The 14,423-nt window shown below is 50.2% G+C and carries 23 protein-coding genes; 20 read left to right on the top strand and 3 right to left on the bottom strand.

Annotated elements, in window-relative coordinates:
- Nucleotides 1-3: 3 nt before the first annotated feature.
- From IB214_RS07350 to IB214_RS07260, 19 genes are all read left to right on the top strand, one after another.
- Nucleotides 4-582, top strand: coding sequence for a hypothetical protein (locus IB214_RS07350; protein WP_117343699.1), 579 nt, complete (start codon nucleotides 4-6; stop codon nucleotides 580-582).
- 52 nt (nucleotides 583-634) lie between these two features.
- Nucleotides 635-910, top strand: coding sequence for a hypothetical protein (locus tag IB214_RS07345; RefSeq protein WP_117343698.1), 276 nt, complete (start codon nucleotides 635-637; stop codon nucleotides 908-910).
- A gap of 162 nt (nucleotides 911-1,072) precedes the next feature.
- Nucleotides 1,073-1,327, top strand: a complete 255-nt coding sequence (locus tag IB214_RS07340) for a hypothetical protein (protein ID WP_117343697.1) — start codon at nucleotides 1,073-1,075, stop codon at nucleotides 1,325-1,327.
- Nucleotides 1,324-1,482, top strand: coding sequence for a hypothetical protein (locus tag IB214_RS07335; protein WP_164496624.1), 159 nt, complete (start codon nucleotides 1,324-1,326; stop codon nucleotides 1,480-1,482). The genes IB214_RS07340 and IB214_RS07335 overlap by 4 nt, the downstream gene beginning before the upstream one ends.
- Nucleotides 1,479-1,685, top strand: coding sequence for a phage encoded cell division inhibitor protein (locus tag IB214_RS07330; RefSeq protein WP_047500189.1), 207 nt, complete (start codon nucleotides 1,479-1,481; stop codon nucleotides 1,683-1,685). The genes IB214_RS07335 and IB214_RS07330 overlap by 4 nt, the downstream gene beginning before the upstream one ends.
- Nucleotides 1,686-1,694: 9 nt before the next feature.
- On the top strand, nucleotides 1,695-1,898 hold the full coding sequence (locus tag IB214_RS07325) for a hypothetical protein (RefSeq protein WP_047500187.1): 204 nt from the start codon (nucleotides 1,695-1,697) through the stop codon (nucleotides 1,896-1,898).
- 83 nt (nucleotides 1,899-1,981) lie between these two features.
- Nucleotides 1,982-2,953 (top strand): hypothetical protein, encoded by a 972-nt coding sequence (locus tag IB214_RS07320; protein WP_117343696.1) that lies wholly within the window; start codon nucleotides 1,982-1,984, stop codon nucleotides 2,951-2,953.
- An 8-nt stretch (nucleotides 2,954-2,961) separates the two neighbouring features.
- Nucleotides 2,962-3,150 carry a hypothetical protein gene (locus tag IB214_RS07315; RefSeq protein ID WP_117343695.1) on the top strand — a complete coding sequence of 63 codons (189 nt, stop codon included), beginning with the start codon at nucleotides 2,962-2,964 and terminating at the stop codon, nucleotides 3,148-3,150.
- A 7-nt stretch (nucleotides 3,151-3,157) separates the two neighbouring features.
- Entirely contained in the window at nucleotides 3,158-3,766 is a 609-nt protein-coding gene (locus tag IB214_RS07310; protein WP_117343694.1) for an ERF family protein, read from the top strand.
- Nucleotides 3,766-4,143, top strand: coding sequence for a hypothetical protein (locus IB214_RS07305; RefSeq protein ID WP_117343693.1), 378 nt, complete (start codon nucleotides 3,766-3,768; stop codon nucleotides 4,141-4,143). The genes IB214_RS07310 and IB214_RS07305 overlap by 1 nt, the downstream gene beginning before the upstream one ends.
- Nucleotides 4,144-4,443: 300 nt before the next feature.
- Entirely contained in the window at nucleotides 4,444-4,995 is a 552-nt protein-coding gene (locus tag IB214_RS07300; RefSeq protein WP_117343691.1) for a phage N-6-adenine-methyltransferase, read from the top strand.
- The gene (locus IB214_RS07295; RefSeq protein ID WP_117343690.1) at nucleotides 4,992-5,207 is read left to right on the top strand and encodes a hypothetical protein; all 216 of its coding nucleotides are present in this window, start codon (nucleotides 4,992-4,994) and stop codon (nucleotides 5,205-5,207) included. Before IB214_RS07300 ends, IB214_RS07295 begins: the two co-directional genes overlap by 4 nt.
- Before the next feature lie 100 nt (nucleotides 5,208-5,307).
- Nucleotides 5,308-5,526, top strand: coding sequence for a TraR/DksA family transcriptional regulator (locus IB214_RS07290; RefSeq protein ID WP_117343689.1), 219 nt, complete (start codon nucleotides 5,308-5,310; stop codon nucleotides 5,524-5,526).
- Complete coding sequence (locus IB214_RS07285) at nucleotides 5,526-5,729, top strand: hypothetical protein (RefSeq protein ID WP_117343688.1); 204 nt, start codon at nucleotides 5,526-5,528, stop codon at nucleotides 5,727-5,729. The genes IB214_RS07290 and IB214_RS07285 overlap by 1 nt, the downstream gene beginning before the upstream one ends.
- Nucleotides 5,729-6,118: a phage protein NinX family protein gene (locus tag IB214_RS07280; protein WP_117343687.1), complete on the top strand. Its 390-nt coding sequence runs from the start codon at nucleotides 5,729-5,731 to the stop codon at nucleotides 6,116-6,118. Before IB214_RS07285 ends, IB214_RS07280 begins: the two co-directional genes overlap by 1 nt.
- Nucleotides 6,081-6,320 (top strand): DUF4222 domain-containing protein, encoded by a 240-nt coding sequence (locus IB214_RS07275; RefSeq protein WP_117343686.1) that lies wholly within the window; start codon nucleotides 6,081-6,083, stop codon nucleotides 6,318-6,320. Before IB214_RS07280 ends, IB214_RS07275 begins: the two co-directional genes overlap by 38 nt.
- Nucleotides 6,321-6,329: 9 nt before the next feature.
- The gene (locus IB214_RS07270) at nucleotides 6,330-6,947 is read left to right on the top strand and encodes an Eac protein (RefSeq protein ID WP_117343685.1); all 618 of its coding nucleotides are present in this window, start codon (nucleotides 6,330-6,332) and stop codon (nucleotides 6,945-6,947) included.
- Between the two features lie 139 nt (nucleotides 6,948-7,086).
- Nucleotides 7,087-7,287 carry a transcriptional regulator gene (locus IB214_RS07265; RefSeq protein WP_023294204.1) on the top strand — a complete coding sequence of 67 codons (201 nt, stop codon included), beginning with the start codon at nucleotides 7,087-7,089 and terminating at the stop codon, nucleotides 7,285-7,287.
- Between the two features lie 197 nt (nucleotides 7,288-7,484).
- The gene (locus IB214_RS07260; protein ID WP_096756304.1) at nucleotides 7,485-8,024 is read left to right on the top strand and encodes a DUF2058 domain-containing protein; all 540 of its coding nucleotides are present in this window, start codon (nucleotides 7,485-7,487) and stop codon (nucleotides 8,022-8,024) included.
- A gap of 51 nt (nucleotides 8,025-8,075) precedes the next feature.
- Here IB214_RS07260 and pgtA read toward each other — a convergent pair whose 3' ends face one another.
- From pgtA to pgtC, 3 genes are read right to left on the bottom strand one after another with little or no spacing between them, the layout of a single operon-like run.
- A complete protein-coding gene (pgtA, locus tag IB214_RS07255) occupies nucleotides 8,076-9,323 on the bottom strand; it encodes a two-component system response regulator PgtA (protein WP_115257857.1) in 1,248 nt (415 codons plus the stop codon).
- Nucleotides 9,313-11,322, bottom strand: a complete 2,010-nt coding sequence (gene pgtB / locus IB214_RS07250) for a two-component system sensor histidine kinase PgtB (protein WP_117343684.1) — start codon at nucleotides 11,320-11,322, stop codon at nucleotides 9,313-9,315. Before pgtB ends, pgtA begins: the two co-directional genes overlap by 11 nt.
- A complete protein-coding gene (pgtC, locus tag IB214_RS07245) occupies nucleotides 11,319-12,542 on the bottom strand; it encodes a phosphoglycerate transport regulator PgtC (protein WP_117343683.1) in 1,224 nt (407 codons plus the stop codon). Before pgtC ends, pgtB begins: the two co-directional genes overlap by 4 nt.
- 391 nt (nucleotides 12,543-12,933) lie before the next feature.
- On the opposite strand from pgtC, the gene pgtP reads away from it, so the two are divergent.
- Nucleotides 12,934-14,325: a phosphoglycerate transporter PgtP gene (gene pgtP / locus IB214_RS07240; protein WP_117343682.1), complete on the top strand. Its 1,392-nt coding sequence runs from the start codon at nucleotides 12,934-12,936 to the stop codon at nucleotides 14,323-14,325.
- The last annotated feature ends 98 nt before the right edge of the window (nucleotides 14,326-14,423 follow it).

Below are 14,423 nucleotides of genomic sequence, written 5' to 3'. Positions count from 1 at the left end.
AAAATGAAACTTAACATCACAGTAGATTTGGAATGGCTTGGCGAAGATGGCGACATGGATGAGGAAGTTAAGCACCAGATTATATCAGGTGTAAAAGCGGCTATATCTCGAGACTGTCTGGCAAAAGTTGAGAAAGAAGCCTCGCAGCAGATTAATGCTGCCATCAACGAGTCAATCGTCGCGGCCAGAAAAGCAATCGAACAAAAGGCTGTTCAGTTCGCTGATGACTGGTTGGAAAAAGAAGTGACCATCACTGATAAGTGGGGTGACACGCAAGACTGTCTGACCATTACCGACCTTATCAAGCGCACATTCGATGGCTTGCTTGAGAAGAAGGTGGACGATAACGGAAACTTTGCTGACAGCTACAGCGGTAAAACGCGGCTGATTACCTGGCTTACTGGGAAGCGTGTTCAGGATGTCGTTCAGGAGAAACTCAAGGGTATCAACAAGGACATTGACCTCCAGATTGCAGAGTATGTTAACGAAGGTATCCGCAAGAATGTTGCCAACAAGTTTGCTGAGATGGTCGTACAGACGGCGCAGCACAACCACCAAGCAGCAATAGAGAATAAATTATAGGTCGCTTAGGCTGCCTTTTTATTAGCTCACGATACAAACAGAGGGTAAGGCGATGGCATATCAGCCAGTAAGAAAATTCAAGGAAGGTGATGAGGTAATTTGGTCAAGTCAGGCAAATGGAGGGTGGAAGGTGAAGGTTGGTGATGTGGTCGAAGTGATACCAGCAGGGAAAAGTATTTTACAGTCAAGGTTCCGTCATGAACTTGATGCAGCAACAACACCAAGAAAGGAAGAAAGCTACATCGTATGTGTTGGGCCGAAACCCGGCTCGCGAGCTAAGCCTAAGTATTACTGGCCAAGAACATCAGCTCTTTCATTAAACAAATAGACCCGCTCCGGCGGGTTTTTTATTGCTGATACCACAGCGCCTTCACGAGGGTGCTCTGTTATCACGGCGGCTATCCACCGCTTACCAACATTCTGCAACTACGGTTTTTTTTGCATGCAGAGGTCTTTACGTTCAGCGGCGCGGCTTAAGCGCGGAGATATTATGAGCAATCCAATCATGGTGAATCGCAGCGGACTTACCAACCGCATATACGCTGGAAGAGCAAAGCCAGCAAAGAACTTTGCTTTTGGCGCAATGAAATTTATTGGCGAGAAGTTTGATGTTACTGACCAGGTTCTTCATGCCACAGCTCATTACCTCGCGAAGACCGACGACATAAAAGTATTTTCACTTCCCGATGGTCGTGAAATTCACCTCCGCGCTGACATCAAAGAAAAGCAGGAGGCTAAGTCATGACAGTCACCCACAACGGCAAGCTGTACCACGCATCAAAACTCAACGACAACGAGTGGCAACTCTCATCAGTCGATAAACCTCGCGAGAAAATCACAATGAACCGCTGGCAGATGGATTTATCCGGGTTATTGCAGCAGGTGGAGGGTAAATCATGAGCCTACATCATTACGGAACGCAGGAAGTTAACCGTGGCGCTGTTCAGCCAGGAATGCTGGTTAAGCACAAAGATGCGACATGGACAGCATCAGCACATAAGCGCGGGAAGTTGTACCTCCATCGCGGATGTGAGCGCACTTATACGAAAGAGTTGCTCGTTGAGGTTTATCTCAGTGGGCTTGGTGGTGGATTGAGTCATTGAGGGGTAGTTATGCAAGAATTTGAATATTTCGTTATGGATGGTCGTGCAAAATTCGATTTCGACAGCGCTGTAGTGTTTGAGGCTTTGGGTAGACAGTTGCCATCAAATAAGCAATTACGCAGAGATTGGGGTGATATGGATGCTGTATTAGTCCGCGCCCCAGTAGTTAGCGATTCTTCTTGCGGTGATTTCGAGTTAATCCGCGAAATTTAATACCGCTTCAAATACATCCCCCATTCCCCTACTCGTCCGGCTATCGCAGACGGGAAGCGCACAACCAAATTTCAGGAGAGACCATGAGTGAAGTAACTGATTTAGTCGTTATCGAAAAATCGAGCGCAATGGCTGTATTCACCAATAACGAGCAGCTCGATCCCATCATTGAAAAAATTGAGAGAGAAGCTCGTAGCCTGGTGCCGGATGTATCCACCAAGAAAGGTCGTGATGCTATCGCATCCATGGCGCACAAGGTTGCGCGTTCCAAAACGTACATCGACAACGCCGGTAAAGACCTTGTAGCAGAGCTGAAAGCATTGCCAAAACAGATTGATGAGAGCCGCCGCATTGTTCGTGAACGTCTGGACGCGCTGAAAGATGAAGTGCGCCGACCGCTAACCGAGTGGGAAGCCGAGCAGGAACGAATTAAGGCAGAGGAAGCCGCCAGGATTAAAGCAGAGGAAGACCGTAAGCGGTTTGAGTCCGACCACGAAATTGCCCTGCTCATGAACGAAAAACATGACCGTGAAGCCAAAGAGAAAGCTGAAGAAGCCGAACGCCAGCGACTGGCCCATGAAGAAGAATTAAAGCGCCAGGCAGCAGAACAGGCTAAGCGCGAAGCCGAAGAGAAAGCAGCAGCTGAACTGGCGGCGGCAAAGAAACGCGAAGAGGATGCGATTGCAGCAAGATCACGGGCTGAATTACTGGCTAAGCAAGCACAAGAACGTGCCGAGCAGGAAGCTAAAGACGCCGCGGCGAAAGCTGAAGAAGAGAAGAAAGCAGCCATTGAAGCGGAACAGCGCAAAGCTCAGGAAGAAGCAGATCGCATTAAGCGTGAGGCTGAAGCGAAAGAAGCTGCGCGACTAGCTGAGGAGAAACGCATCGCTGACGAAAAGGCAAAGCGTGAAGCTGACGTGAAGCACCGCAAGGTCGTTGGTACTGAAATCGTTAACGCACTCACCGCTAATACCAGCATCTCACGAGACCAGGCGATCGAAGTCCTGAAAGCGCTGATGGATGGTCTGGTGCCGAGAACACAAATTAACTACTGAGGTGAAAGATGATTCCTGTCGATTTAGCAAGAACACCAGAACTCAGCCGCATTAAGCGCCAGTACCACGTTACTGAGGCGCTTTACTGGCGCAAGTCAGGCAACAAGTCGATGAAAAGCTTCTGCCTGTCTATGGCTAAGCGTGAGCGCATGAATAAATGCGAGTTCCTGGCTAACCATTCCGAACTTCCATTCTGAGGTAATTATGAGCTCCACATTTTATGAGCGACTGGCATCCATCCAGGAGCATTTGAATGCGCCAAAGAATCAGTACAACTCGTTCGGTAAATATAAATACCGCAGCTGCGAGGACATTCTCGAAGGAGTTAAGCCGCTACTGAAAGGGCTTTTCCTGTCGATTAGCGATGAAATCGTGTTGATTGGCGATCGGTATTACGTCAAGGCTACGGCGACCATCACGGATGGTGAAAATAAGCACACAGCAACCTCTATGGCGCGAGAAGAGGAAAGCAAGAAAGGCATGGATGCCGCTCAGGTTACTGGCGCTACAAGCTCTTACGCTCGCAAATATTGCCTTAACGGATTGTTCGGCATTGATGACTCCAAAGATGCTGATACTGATGAGCACAAACATCAGCAGAATTCCGCGCCAGCTAAACAATCAAAACCATCCCCTACTCCTGAGCAGATCCTGAAGGCATTCACTGATGCAGCAGCACAAAAAACATCAGTCGATGAACTTAAACAGGCGTTCGCTAAAGCATGGAAAATGCTCGAAGGTACTGATGAGCAACAGAAAGCTCAGGACGTTTACAACATTCGAAAAGATGAACTTGAAGGAGTTATCGCTTAATGGCGCATTCAATAACAGTACGCTTAAACAAAGCAGCACGTGAGTTTCAGGCGGGTGAAAACATCGGATTTAATATCCGCGCAGGCGTTCAGTATTACGATCGCCAGAGCAAACAAAAAGAATGGACTAACTACAGCGCAGCCGTTTTTGCAAAGCCTGGGGCGCAAGCTGATTACTACCGAAACGTTCTAGTTGAAGGTGGAATCGTTGAAATTACCGGAGAGAATATCAAGGTGGATGTTTACCAGGGGCAGAACGGTCAGTCTATAACTCTCGAACTGTTAAACGCTCGCATTGGATTCGCCACTTCAGGCAATAACCAGCAACCATCCAACAGTCAGCCATCTCAACAATTCGACGATTCGATCCAGTTCTGATTTAACTCAACAAGGAATTATCCATGTCAGCACCTCTCACCGGGGCGGGATATCTGCGCCCACCAAAGCGATCCGGCACCAAAGCTGAGGTGCTGGCTCGTTGCTTTGCAGCTATCGCTAATAACGATTACCAGAAGCCGACCATGGAAGAAAGGCTTCTGGAAAGATACGAAAAGGAAGTCTGGTACGCCAACTTAGAGGCGTCATTCAGGCCGATTTGGATGGCAGTCGGACCGGTTCAACCAACCTACGTAGACGACCGTAGGCGTGAGCATCGTGGTCGTTATGGGGAGGTGAGTAGTGACTGATTATACCGGAAGCAACACGCCAGCGGATCAGCGTGATTTGTGGCGCACACCACCGGCACTCTTCACCGCGCTGGATGCTGAATTCTGCTTTCAACTGGACGCGGCCGCCGCGCCGCACAATACACTGTGTCGAAAGTTCATCACAGCCGAGCAGAACACGCTGGAAACGCCGTGGTTCGAGCATATGCAGACCCCAGGCTACGCATGGTTGAACCCGCCATACAGCGACATCACACCGTTCGTGAAGAAAGCCGCAGCGGAGAGCAAGAACCAGATCGGCACCGTCATGCTGGTTCCAGCTGATACATCGGTTGGCTGGTTCCGGGAAGCTATTCAGTCTGCCAGCGAAGTTCGATTCATCACCGCCGGGCGGCTGGCATTTATCAACCCGGTCACCGGTAAGCCCGTAAGCGGCAATAACAAGGGAAGTATGCTCATCATCTGGCATCCGTACCCGCGTACACACTGCCACTTCGCAACTGTGGAACGGGACGAATTGATGTCTTTCGGAGCGAAACTTCTCGCTCGACGGGAGTCAGCATGACACCAGAACAGGATAACGCTATCCGCACACAGGGACGTAAATGCGTGGCAGAGATTCAGCAGGCACTGAAATGCAGGCCTAAGCCGAAATGGAATGCAGTCGTTCCGCCGATCCTCAAGAAGCATCACCAGAAAATTGCGCCGCTTGGTATCAGCCTGGTGGCATTCGTTAGCAGCATCGGTCGGATGACGGGCCGGTACGGAGTGGAATAATGACGCTAACCAAACGAATCACAAGGTCGCTATGTCGGCCTTTTTATTTTCTCGCGTTCACCTTCAACCGAATTAACCGACAGTTCATGGAGCACTGACTATGGCTGACATTATCGATAACGCATCACAGCTTGAAGATTTGCAGCGTGACGCGGCACTGAGCATGCACAGACTCAACCACTCAGCAGTATCAGCAACGCACTGTGAGGAGTGCGACGAGGAGTTGCCTGAAGCGCGCAGGAAAGCGTATCCGGGATGCACGATGTGCGTTGCATGCCTTCAGATTGTCGAGTTACGGAATAAGCATAGGGGGATGTGATGGAACTAACGAAGGGTAAAGTTTACAACGTTGACCCGGATGAATGGATGCTCCACAGCCGGGCCGAATACCACTCAACCTTTAACAGGCAGTGCGACGGCATGCCTTTGCACAACATGATTATCCGTATGCGTGACGGTGATTTAGAAGTGTCCACATTCGCTACGGCCAACATCCTTTCCGAAGCAGAGGAGCCGGTGTGATGGATTACAGCAAACTAAGCGATCAGGAAATTAATAAGTTGGTGGCATTCGCTTTGGGATGCAAAGAGGTCGTCCCTGATATTTTTATGGATGACGTCCGGCGGTATGAATTCGATAAGCCAAAGAATAAATCAGGCAACAAGTTTTACTTCGACCCATGCAACAACCCGGCAGACGCATGGCCGATTATTTCAAAGCATCAGATTAGCATGTGCGCATACGAAAGAGCCAACTCAGGAATGAAGCGAGAATCCTGGTGGGAGGCGGACGTATTTGCAGACTTTATTACCAGAGATGACAACCCACTCCGCGCCGCAATGATTGCCTTCCTTAAAATGCAGGAGTCAGCCAATGTTCCAGCTAATTCAACGGGGTCAGATATACGCTGACCAGCATAACTGGCCCGTCATAATCCATTCAGTCACATCACAGATAGTCCGCTACTGGCGACAAGGCCGGGTCAACACCGCTTCAATAGACCGCTTTAATAACGATTTCGAGCACCTCGACCCACACGAGGCGGCACAGATACGCGCCGAACTTGAAACAGCAGAACACTTAAAACGCCTCCGCGCTATGCGGGCGGCATGAGGGATAACAATGTCAGATCAAAGCAAATTTTACGATTACTACATGGTGGAAGGCGATGATGTGAAATCGCTGATTGATGGATATGAGGAAATCAGTAAACAAAGAAACGCCATTCTTCCTGATGCAGTAGGAAAGGTTGGCGCTATCGCATGGACAACATCAAGCGGATGGGGTGGTGGCGGTGGATTGCTCAGTGGCTTTGTGTGGGAAAAGGGATATGAGTTCCCCTGCCCCATGACCATTAAGCGAGAAGAAATGTTTGATGGTAAGCGCGTAGTCCTTGGTAGAGGAAAAGGAAATACGAAAGAAGGCCGGGCTTACAACAAGGTGCTCGACGCCGTGAAGGAAGAAGCAAACAAAAAGCTTAAATCACTTCCTGAGTGGAATGACTACATAGTCAATCATTACAGAATTATGCGCACGGGTATTGGTGGTCAGTCTGGCAGAGGTTTCGGATTTGCCATGCTATCAACATATGGAGGAAAGCACCCTGAGCGCGATGATTGCCTGGTTTTTGCAATACCTAACGATAAAGAAGAACGGCACGGTGACGTAGTGATACCGGATAACTTCCAGAAGATAACCTACGGTCAGTTTTACGACATCGTTAACACACCACATGAATGACGCAACTGATAGCTGATTCACTGAGTCGGCTATTGGGTGCGAATGCACTGCCACGTTATCCCCCCATTTGCCCGGCCAATAGTGCCGGGTTCTTTTTGCCTGGCTTCCAGGTTCGATTTCCAAACCGGAGATGAAACCCATGCAACACCAATTACAGCCCGATTCACTGGTTGATCTGAAATTCATCATGGCAGATACTGGTTTCGGAAAGACCTTCATCTATGACCGCATCAAAGACGGCACCCTGCCAAAAAGCAAACTCATCCACGGCCGCGCACGCTGGCTATATAGTGAACACTGCGAGTTCAAACAAAAACTCTTAAGCCGCCTCGATGGGTAAAATTGCGGGTAAAATAAAATCCACTTCTGAAATTTCCCTTTCTATACAATCCCCTGACATGCCAATTCGATGTATGCAGGGGACACCATAGCCTGCCATTTTATCCCCGACGCTTTGCAACTCCCCGCAATCTGGCATCCCCCCGGACGTTAAGGGTATAATCCTGAGAACTCTTTTTACTGGATTTAGAAACGAACATGACAAAACTCACCCTACAAGAGCAGATGCTTAAAGCTGGCTTAGTCACCAGTAAAAAAATGGCGAAGGTGCAAAGAACGGCGAAAAAGTCGCGCGTTCAGGCGCGTGAGGCCAGAGAGGCGGTTGAAGAAAATAAAAAAGCACAGGTTGAGCGTGATAAGCAACTCAGCGAGCAGCAAAAGCAAGCAGCCCTGTCGAAAGAATACAAAGCTCAGATTAAGCAGCTGATTGAAATGAATAAAATCACCATTTCAAGAGGCGATATTGGTTATAACTTTACCGACAACAATCTGATTAAAAAAATCTACGTTGATAAAGTTACCCAGACTCAGTTAATCAAGGGGCGTCTTGCCATTGCGCGTCTGGCCGCTGAAAGTGATCGCGAGAGCGAATACGCCATCATCCCGGCGGTGGTTGCCGATAAGATCGCGCAGCGTGACGCCAGCTACATTGTCTTAAATTGCGAATTGAGCCAGGAAGATAAGGACGAAGATGACCCGTACGCTGACTTTGTCGTACCTGATGATTTGATGTGGTAAGAGATATGGCCAGATAATTTTCTGGCCTCCGTTCGAATATTTCGATGAGCGCTAGAACTTATAGTGCTCTTTACTCAGCCCATATTTTCGCATTCTCAGATACAGCTTCTTACGCGGAATTTGCAGATACTCTGCCACCTCATTAATCCGCCCCTGATGAATATTGAGCGCTTCCGTAATGATTTGTCGTTCATACTCTTCTACCCGACGATCCAGCGGGGTCGGCTCGGGCATATGCATCTGCGGGTTGGCAGTTTCAGCCAACGGGAGTAACCCGACGGCAAACAACTCTGCGGCATTTGCCAGTTCCCGTACATTGCTCAACCATACTCGTCGCCGCATGCCTTTTAGCAATTCCCCGTCGACTTCAGGTACGGGATGGTTTAACCGCAGACAGGCTTTATGCAGGTAGTGATGAAATAACGGCTCGATGTCGTCCGGGCGCAGAGACAGCGGTTGGCAGGCGATTTGCGTCATGGCAAAGCAATAATAGAGTTCTGCAACAATCTGGTGGGTTGCCGCCAACTCCACCAAGGACGTCTCCCCGATCCCAATCAAGCGAAAAGGACGCCGCTCTTGACTTTGCAACTGCACCAGATGGTGCTGCTGCTCGCGCGTCAGGCATTCAATATGACTCAGTACCAGCGTTCCACCTTGAGCCTGATCAATGAGCGCGTTGAGCTGAACCGCATTTCCGGATGTCAGGTCTGCACGTATAAATGGCCCGTGGACATTGCGCCCAAGCTGATGCAGATACCGCGCGCCCGTCATGCGTCCTGTTCCGGGTTCACCATAAAACCAGACGGCGATATCCGTTTCTGCCAGTTGCTGTAGTCGCTGGCGGAATTGCGTTGCCCAGTCACTGTATCCGACCAGTTCAACCTGTAATTTCTGCTGGCAGTAATGACGACGCGCAATTACGGACTGCCTCTGACGCAGGGCATCCTCAACCTGCGCCAGCAGCTTGCCAGGATCGACCGGTTTTTGCAGAAAGTCCCATGCGCCTTTCTTCACTGCATCCACCGCCATCGGGACATCGCCGTGCCCGGTGATCAGCAGGATCGGCAGTTGATTATCATCCTGATGAAACAGAGTCATCAGATCGATCCCCGAACAGCCTGGCATACATACATCGCTTAATACGATCCCTGGCCAGTCGGCAGGCATCAGATTTCTGGCGTCAAACGGATTGTTACAGGCCAGGACGCGATATCCTGCCTGCTCCAACAATAACGTGTAGGCATCGAGCACATCGGCATCGTCATCAATCAGCAGAACAGAACATTCATCACTCAACATCATTTACATCCGTCAGGTTGAATTGCAGGACTACGCAGGCATTGCGCTCCAGCGTTGACGCCAGGCGTAACTCACCGTTCATTTGCGTCATTAACGATACACAAATCGACAAACCAATGCCGAGACCCACATCCTTACTGGTCGTAAATGGCTTCAATAGCGACGGTAACAACGCCTGAGGCCAACCGGGTCCGTTATCAGCGATCAATACGCACAGCGTTTTGCCCTGAGCCCGCCAGCTCACCTCAATTTCAGCCGTAGCCGGACAGGCGTCGAGCGCGTTTGCCAGCACATTAACCAGTACCTGTTGGATCCTCACCTCATCACCGAGTACCCATACGGTCTCCTGCGGGAGCGTTAGCCTGCCCTGCTGTGGCTTATGACGCATGGCTAACAGTTCCCAAGCCGCACTAAAAGTTTGCCGCAAATCAACCGGATGCAACGGCGCCCCCGGCTCGGCCCGACGCGCAAACTGGCGCAGCGAGCGAATAATGGCATCAATGCGGGTAATCAGCCCTTGCGCTTTGGTTAAAGTGCTTCTTGCCTGCGCTGGTTGTCCCTGTTCAATGGCCCTTCCCGCCGTAAACAAATACATCGATAGCGCGTTCAGCGGTTGGTTTATTTCATGCGCCAGAGTGGTCATGGTCTGGCCGACCACCGCCAGTTTCGCCGTCTGAATCAGCTCATCCTGCGTGGCGCGAAGATCGGACTCAATCTCTTTACGCTCAGCCACTTCCTGCTCAAGCTGATTTTTTTGCGTATTAAGCTGCCCCAGCGTATGGCGTAGCAAGCCCGCGATGCGCCCTAACTCATCGCGACCATACACCGGGATAGTGGCATCCGTTCTACCGAGACCGATCTGCACCACGGCCTGATTCAGTGCGGTAAAACGCTTCACCAGTCGGGAGCGGATAAAGTAGTGGTTGAGCGTCCAGGCGAGAAGCAGCGCCAGTAAAGTCGCCAGCAGAATCAGTCCACCGCTGACGCGAACAATCTGCTCCAGGCGCTGATTAAACATCTGCATTTGCTGATGACTGCTGCCCAGTTGCGCCTCAAGCAAGGTACGAAAGCGCCCAAGCGTCGCTTCTCTGGCGTGATTAGCATCAATAAGGGCCTTTTGCGCCGCTACGTAGTCGCGCATTGTGTCGGGCATTTTATTTTTCATCATGCCAATTTCCAGCAACTCATCAATAGTTTGGCGCAACGTTATGGTACTAGGCCAGTCATCCAGCGTACGGATATTTTCATCCGCCGTTGTTTTCAAATTCGCCAGATAACGAATGTGGGTCTCCACCAACATACCGTCATCGCTACCGGACTTCAGCTCGTTCAGCCTGTCACGCAGATCGTCGACGATTTGATTCTCAATTCTCGCCAGTGTGTAAACCTGCTGCTGTTCGTTTTGCACTTCCCGGGCACGTTTCAGGTATTGCGCCGCATCACCATTTTTGGCCTCAATTTGATCCAGCAGAGTTCCCTGTTGCCAGGTAAAATCCTGCACCAGTGAGTTCAACTCGGTCGTAAAATCATCATGCAGCCAATCTATGCGTGCAGACAATTCACTCACTTTTTCTCGCACCAGAAACATGTTGTAGAGCACCCTGTCCAGCTCCGTCATCAGGGTACGGCTGTCTTGCAAAATGACCGCCAGTTGCTGCTGTTCCGCGGGCTGCAATCCACGGCTTAACGTCTCAATCTTATCCAAATGCTGGATTATCTGGTTGCGCAGTTGCAGTCTTACCGTGGTATTGGGAGCCAACAGGAACTCATTGAGCTGATCCACCACCAGGTTGAGATTGCCTTCAATTAAAAAAGCGGAATGGACGCGCGGGAAGTAGTCATCCAGCGAATAGCGGATCTGCGAGCTCTGCTCATGCCAGGAATACAGACTGACGCAACTCACGCTTAACGTCAGCAACGCCCCTGTCAGGAAGGCCCCGCGCAGACTGCTGCTAATGCTAAGCTGACGAAGACGTTGCAGTAACGACCCGCCCTTCATTTTAATTCTTCCAGTTTGGCGATAGCCTGGCGCTGGTTTTTGAGAAACCATAGCTGCCATTCCATCATCTGCTGTTCAGCAACGCTTTTATTCTCGAATTGCGCAAGCCAGGCCTCATCTTCACTACTGCTGGCGTCTATCGGGACGCTGGTCAATAACGCTCGTATTTCAGGGAGAGGCCGTTTTAGCCGCGCTTCGGCGCTATACAGCGCTCGCCAGGCATCCTTCAATTGCGCGAGACGAAAACTGATGGCGGTATCAAACATCCGCTGCACCAGCTGCTGCCGCTTGAGGATCAGGCGATAATTTAGTGGTGGCTGGTCCATCAGTATGGCCTGCTGAGCAGCACGCGGATTATTGGCGGGCAACCGCGTGACCGGATATTTCCCGGTATTCGCATCGGCAAGGATCCGCTGCCCTTGAGGACTCAATAAATAGCGAATAAAACGACGGGCTTCACCGGCATGCTGGCTATTGTTCAACACCGCCACATAAGTTGGCGACACCGCGGAATGCGGAAAATAGTTAAACGCCAGGTGCGGGTCGTTGAGCAGCAGGTTGGCGTAATTATCAATCACCGGCCCGGCGACGCCTAATCCACTCTTAATTTTGTCAGCAACACCGAAACTGCGCGAGGAAATCGTCACCAGATTGCCGGCACTTGCCAGCAGCGTCGCCCATCCTTGTTCCCACCCTTTTTGCTGCAGCAGTGATTCCACCATTAAATGGTTGGTATCCGAACGTGACGGGCTACTCATCAACAGCGCGCCCTGATACCGGGGGTGCGTTAAATCCCCCCAGTCAGTAGGAGCCGGTAAATGCCGCGCCGCCAGCGCAGAACGGTTAATCAACAGGCCAAAACCTGATATTGCTACCGCCACGGACGTAGAACGGATGGACTCCGGCACCAGGCGTTGACTCTCAGGCAGCGCATTATCAAACGGAGCCAGCTTCTGATGTTCCTGCAAATGCTGCAACAGCATGGGAGAGGAGGTCAAAATCAGATCAACATTGTCCGCGTTCGCTGTATCGAGCAGTTGTTCCAGAGAGGCACTGGTGCGGTTTAGCGTACGAATCATTACCGACCCTGGCTCGGTTTGCCATTGCTGGATAATCCATGCCGTCGCTCCTGGGGAGAACGTCGTGGCCATGACGAGCTCTTTACCCTGTGCCTGGCTGGCCGTAGACAGCAACGTAAAACAAAGCGACAGGATGATCATCCGCCCCTGGTCGCAAAGCCTGTTTGTGATCCCGTTCATAAATACCAACATGTTCGAAAAATAATATTGAGACAAAACTTACCCGTTTACCCCAACTCAGGGGAAAGGTAAGGTGGTTATAAAAATAACCAAGCCGAAAGCGAAAGCATGGGTACAGAATACCTTAAATTACCGATTAAAATTGTTAGTATCCGCACATGCTGGCTATAAATCCCCGCTAAAAATAAAAAACACACACCTCTGTTAATTTAAAAGAGTCAAAATTAGTCATTCTTTGGTTAAGTTGAGTCAATACTGACACATTTCATCGAGTTGAATTCCATCATCGTTTATTTCACCCTGCACAACGAAAACTCCTGATATTCACATCAATATAAATTTAGGTGATGATATGCTTTCAATATTTAAGACAGGGCCATCGGCAAATAAAGTCCCGCCGGAGCAAGTCCAGGCGACATATGGTCAATACCGGATGCAGGCACTACTTAGCGTATTTCTCGGCTATCTTGCGTACTATATTGTACGTAATAACTTCACACTCTCTACGCCGTACCTGAAAGAACATCTGGATCTCAGTGCCACCCAAATTGGTCTGCTCAGCAGTTGCATGTTGATTGCCTACGGGATCAGTAAGGGTATTATGAGCAGCCTGGCCGATAAGGCCAGCCCCAAAGTCTTTATGGCATGCGGTCTGGTCTTGTGCGCCATAGTGAACGTCGGGTTAGGTTTCAGCACCGGATTCTGGATATTTGCCACACTGGTAGTGTTCAACGGCTTATTCCAGGGGATGGGTGTTGGCCCCTCATTTATAACTATTGCCAACTGGTTCCCACGTAAAGAACGTGGACGCGTTGGCGCCTTCTGGAATATCTCGCACAACGTTGGCGGCGGTATTGTCGCCCCGATTGTAGGCACCGCTTTTGCCATTCTGGGTAGCGAACACTGGCAAAGCGCCAGCTATATTGTCCCCGCCTGTATCGCCGTGTTATTTGCCTTTATTGTTCTAATGCTGGGTAAAGGTTCGCCACGTAAAGAAGGTTTACCACCGCTGGAAGAAATGATGCCGGAAGAAAAAGTCGTGCTCAACGCCCGACAGGTAACCCAGGCACCGGAGAATATGAGCGCCTACCAGATCTTTTGCACCTACGTGCTGCGTAATAAAAATGCCTGGTATGTCTCTCTGGTGGACGTGTTTGTCTATATGGTGCGTTTTGGCATGATCAGCTGGTTGCCGATTTACTTGCTTACCGAAAAACACTTCTCAAAAGAACAAATGAGCGTGGCATTTCTGTTTTTTGAATGGGCGGCCATTCCTTCCACATTGCTGGCCGGTTGGCTTACCGACAAGTTGTTTAAGGGGCGCAGGATGCCGCTGGCAATGATTTGTATGGCGCTGATCTTCGTCTGTCTGATCGGCTACTGGAAAAGTGAATCCCTGGTGATGGTAACTATTTTCGCCGCCATTGTCGGTTGCCTGATTTACGTTCCTCAGTTTCTGGCATCCGTGCAGACCATGGAAATCGTCCCCAGCTTCGCCGTCGGTTCAGCCGTAGGGTTGCGCGGATTTATGAGCTACATTTTTGGTGCATCACTAGGAACCAGCCTGTTTGGTGTGATGGTCGACAAAATGGGGTGGCACGGGGGATTTTACCTACTGATGGGGGGGATCGTCTGCTGTATCGTGTTCTGCTACTTGTCTCACCGCGGCGCGCTGGAGTTGGAACAACAGCGAAAAGATGCCCAGCAAGAGGAAGCGGCTTTAGAGCTTGCTGATGCCCGGTAATCTGTTCCAGGTCGATAAAAAAGTGCCAGCATCGCTGGCACTTCAGGATATGAATATCCTGGATGAAAAAACGTGTGACACTCATTTTGTTATCATCA

It is taken from the genome of Citrobacter sp. C1 (assembly GCF_014596895.2).
GTDB classification, from domain to species: Bacteria; Pseudomonadota; Gammaproteobacteria; order Enterobacterales; family Enterobacteriaceae; genus Citrobacter; species Citrobacter gillenii.
This window is presented reverse-complemented; position numbering and strand designations above follow the sequence as displayed.

Bases quoted from the DNA above. Each gene is read 5' to 3' on its own strand.
- IB214_RS07315 (WP_117343695.1), top strand. From the start codon at position 2,962: ATGATTCCTGTCGATTTAGCAAGAACACCAGAACTCAGCCGCATTAAG.
- IB214_RS07330 (WP_047500189.1), top strand. From the start codon at position 1,479: ATGAGCCTACATCATTACGGAACGCAGGAAGTTAACCGTGGCGCTGTT.
- IB214_RS07325 (WP_047500187.1), top strand. From the start codon at position 1,695: ATGCAAGAATTTGAATATTTCGTTATGGATGGTCGTGCAAAATTCGAT.
- IB214_RS07345 (WP_117343698.1), top strand. From the start codon at position 635: ATGGCATATCAGCCAGTAAGAAAATTCAAGGAAGGTGATGAGGTAATT.
- IB214_RS07270 (WP_117343685.1), top strand. From the start codon at position 6,330: ATGTCAGATCAAAGCAAATTTTACGATTACTACATGGTGGAAGGCGAT.
- IB214_RS07335 (WP_164496624.1), top strand. From the start codon at position 1,324: ATGACAGTCACCCACAACGGCAAGCTGTACCACGCATCAAAACTCAAC.
- pgtA (WP_115257857.1), bottom strand. From the start codon at position 9,323: ATGTTGAGTGATGAATGTTCTGTTCTGCTGATTGATGACGATGCCGAT.
- IB214_RS07340 (WP_117343697.1), top strand. From the start codon at position 1,073: ATGAGCAATCCAATCATGGTGAATCGCAGCGGACTTACCAACCGCATA.
- IB214_RS07280 (WP_117343687.1), top strand. From the start codon at position 5,729: ATGGATTACAGCAAACTAAGCGATCAGGAAATTAATAAGTTGGTGGCA.
- pgtB (WP_117343684.1), bottom strand. From the start codon at position 11,322: ATGAAGGGCGGGTCGTTACTGCAACGTCTTCGTCAGCTTAGCATTAGC.
- IB214_RS07265 (WP_023294204.1), top strand. From the start codon at position 7,087: ATGCAACACCAATTACAGCCCGATTCACTGGTTGATCTGAAATTCATC.
- IB214_RS07260 (WP_096756304.1), top strand. From the start codon at position 7,485: ATGACAAAACTCACCCTACAAGAGCAGATGCTTAAAGCTGGCTTAGTC.
- IB214_RS07275 (WP_117343686.1), top strand. From the start codon at position 6,081: ATGTTCCAGCTAATTCAACGGGGTCAGATATACGCTGACCAGCATAAC.
- IB214_RS07310 (WP_117343694.1), top strand. From the start codon at position 3,158: ATGAGCTCCACATTTTATGAGCGACTGGCATCCATCCAGGAGCATTTG.
- IB214_RS07295 (WP_117343690.1), top strand. From the start codon at position 4,992: ATGACACCAGAACAGGATAACGCTATCCGCACACAGGGACGTAAATGC.
- pgtP (WP_117343682.1), top strand. From the start codon at position 12,934: ATGCTTTCAATATTTAAGACAGGGCCATCGGCAAATAAAGTCCCGCCG.
- pgtC (WP_117343683.1), bottom strand. From the start codon at position 12,542: ATGATCATCCTGTCGCTTTGTTTTACGTTGCTGTCTACGGCCAGCCAG.
- IB214_RS07285 (WP_117343688.1), top strand. From the start codon at position 5,526: ATGGAACTAACGAAGGGTAAAGTTTACAACGTTGACCCGGATGAATGG.
- IB214_RS07290 (WP_117343689.1), top strand. From the start codon at position 5,308: ATGGCTGACATTATCGATAACGCATCACAGCTTGAAGATTTGCAGCGT.
- IB214_RS07350 (WP_117343699.1), top strand. From the start codon at position 4: ATGAAACTTAACATCACAGTAGATTTGGAATGGCTTGGCGAAGATGGC.
- IB214_RS07305 (WP_117343693.1), top strand. From the start codon at position 3,766: ATGGCGCATTCAATAACAGTACGCTTAAACAAAGCAGCACGTGAGTTT.
- IB214_RS07320 (WP_117343696.1), top strand. From the start codon at position 1,982: ATGAGTGAAGTAACTGATTTAGTCGTTATCGAAAAATCGAGCGCAATG.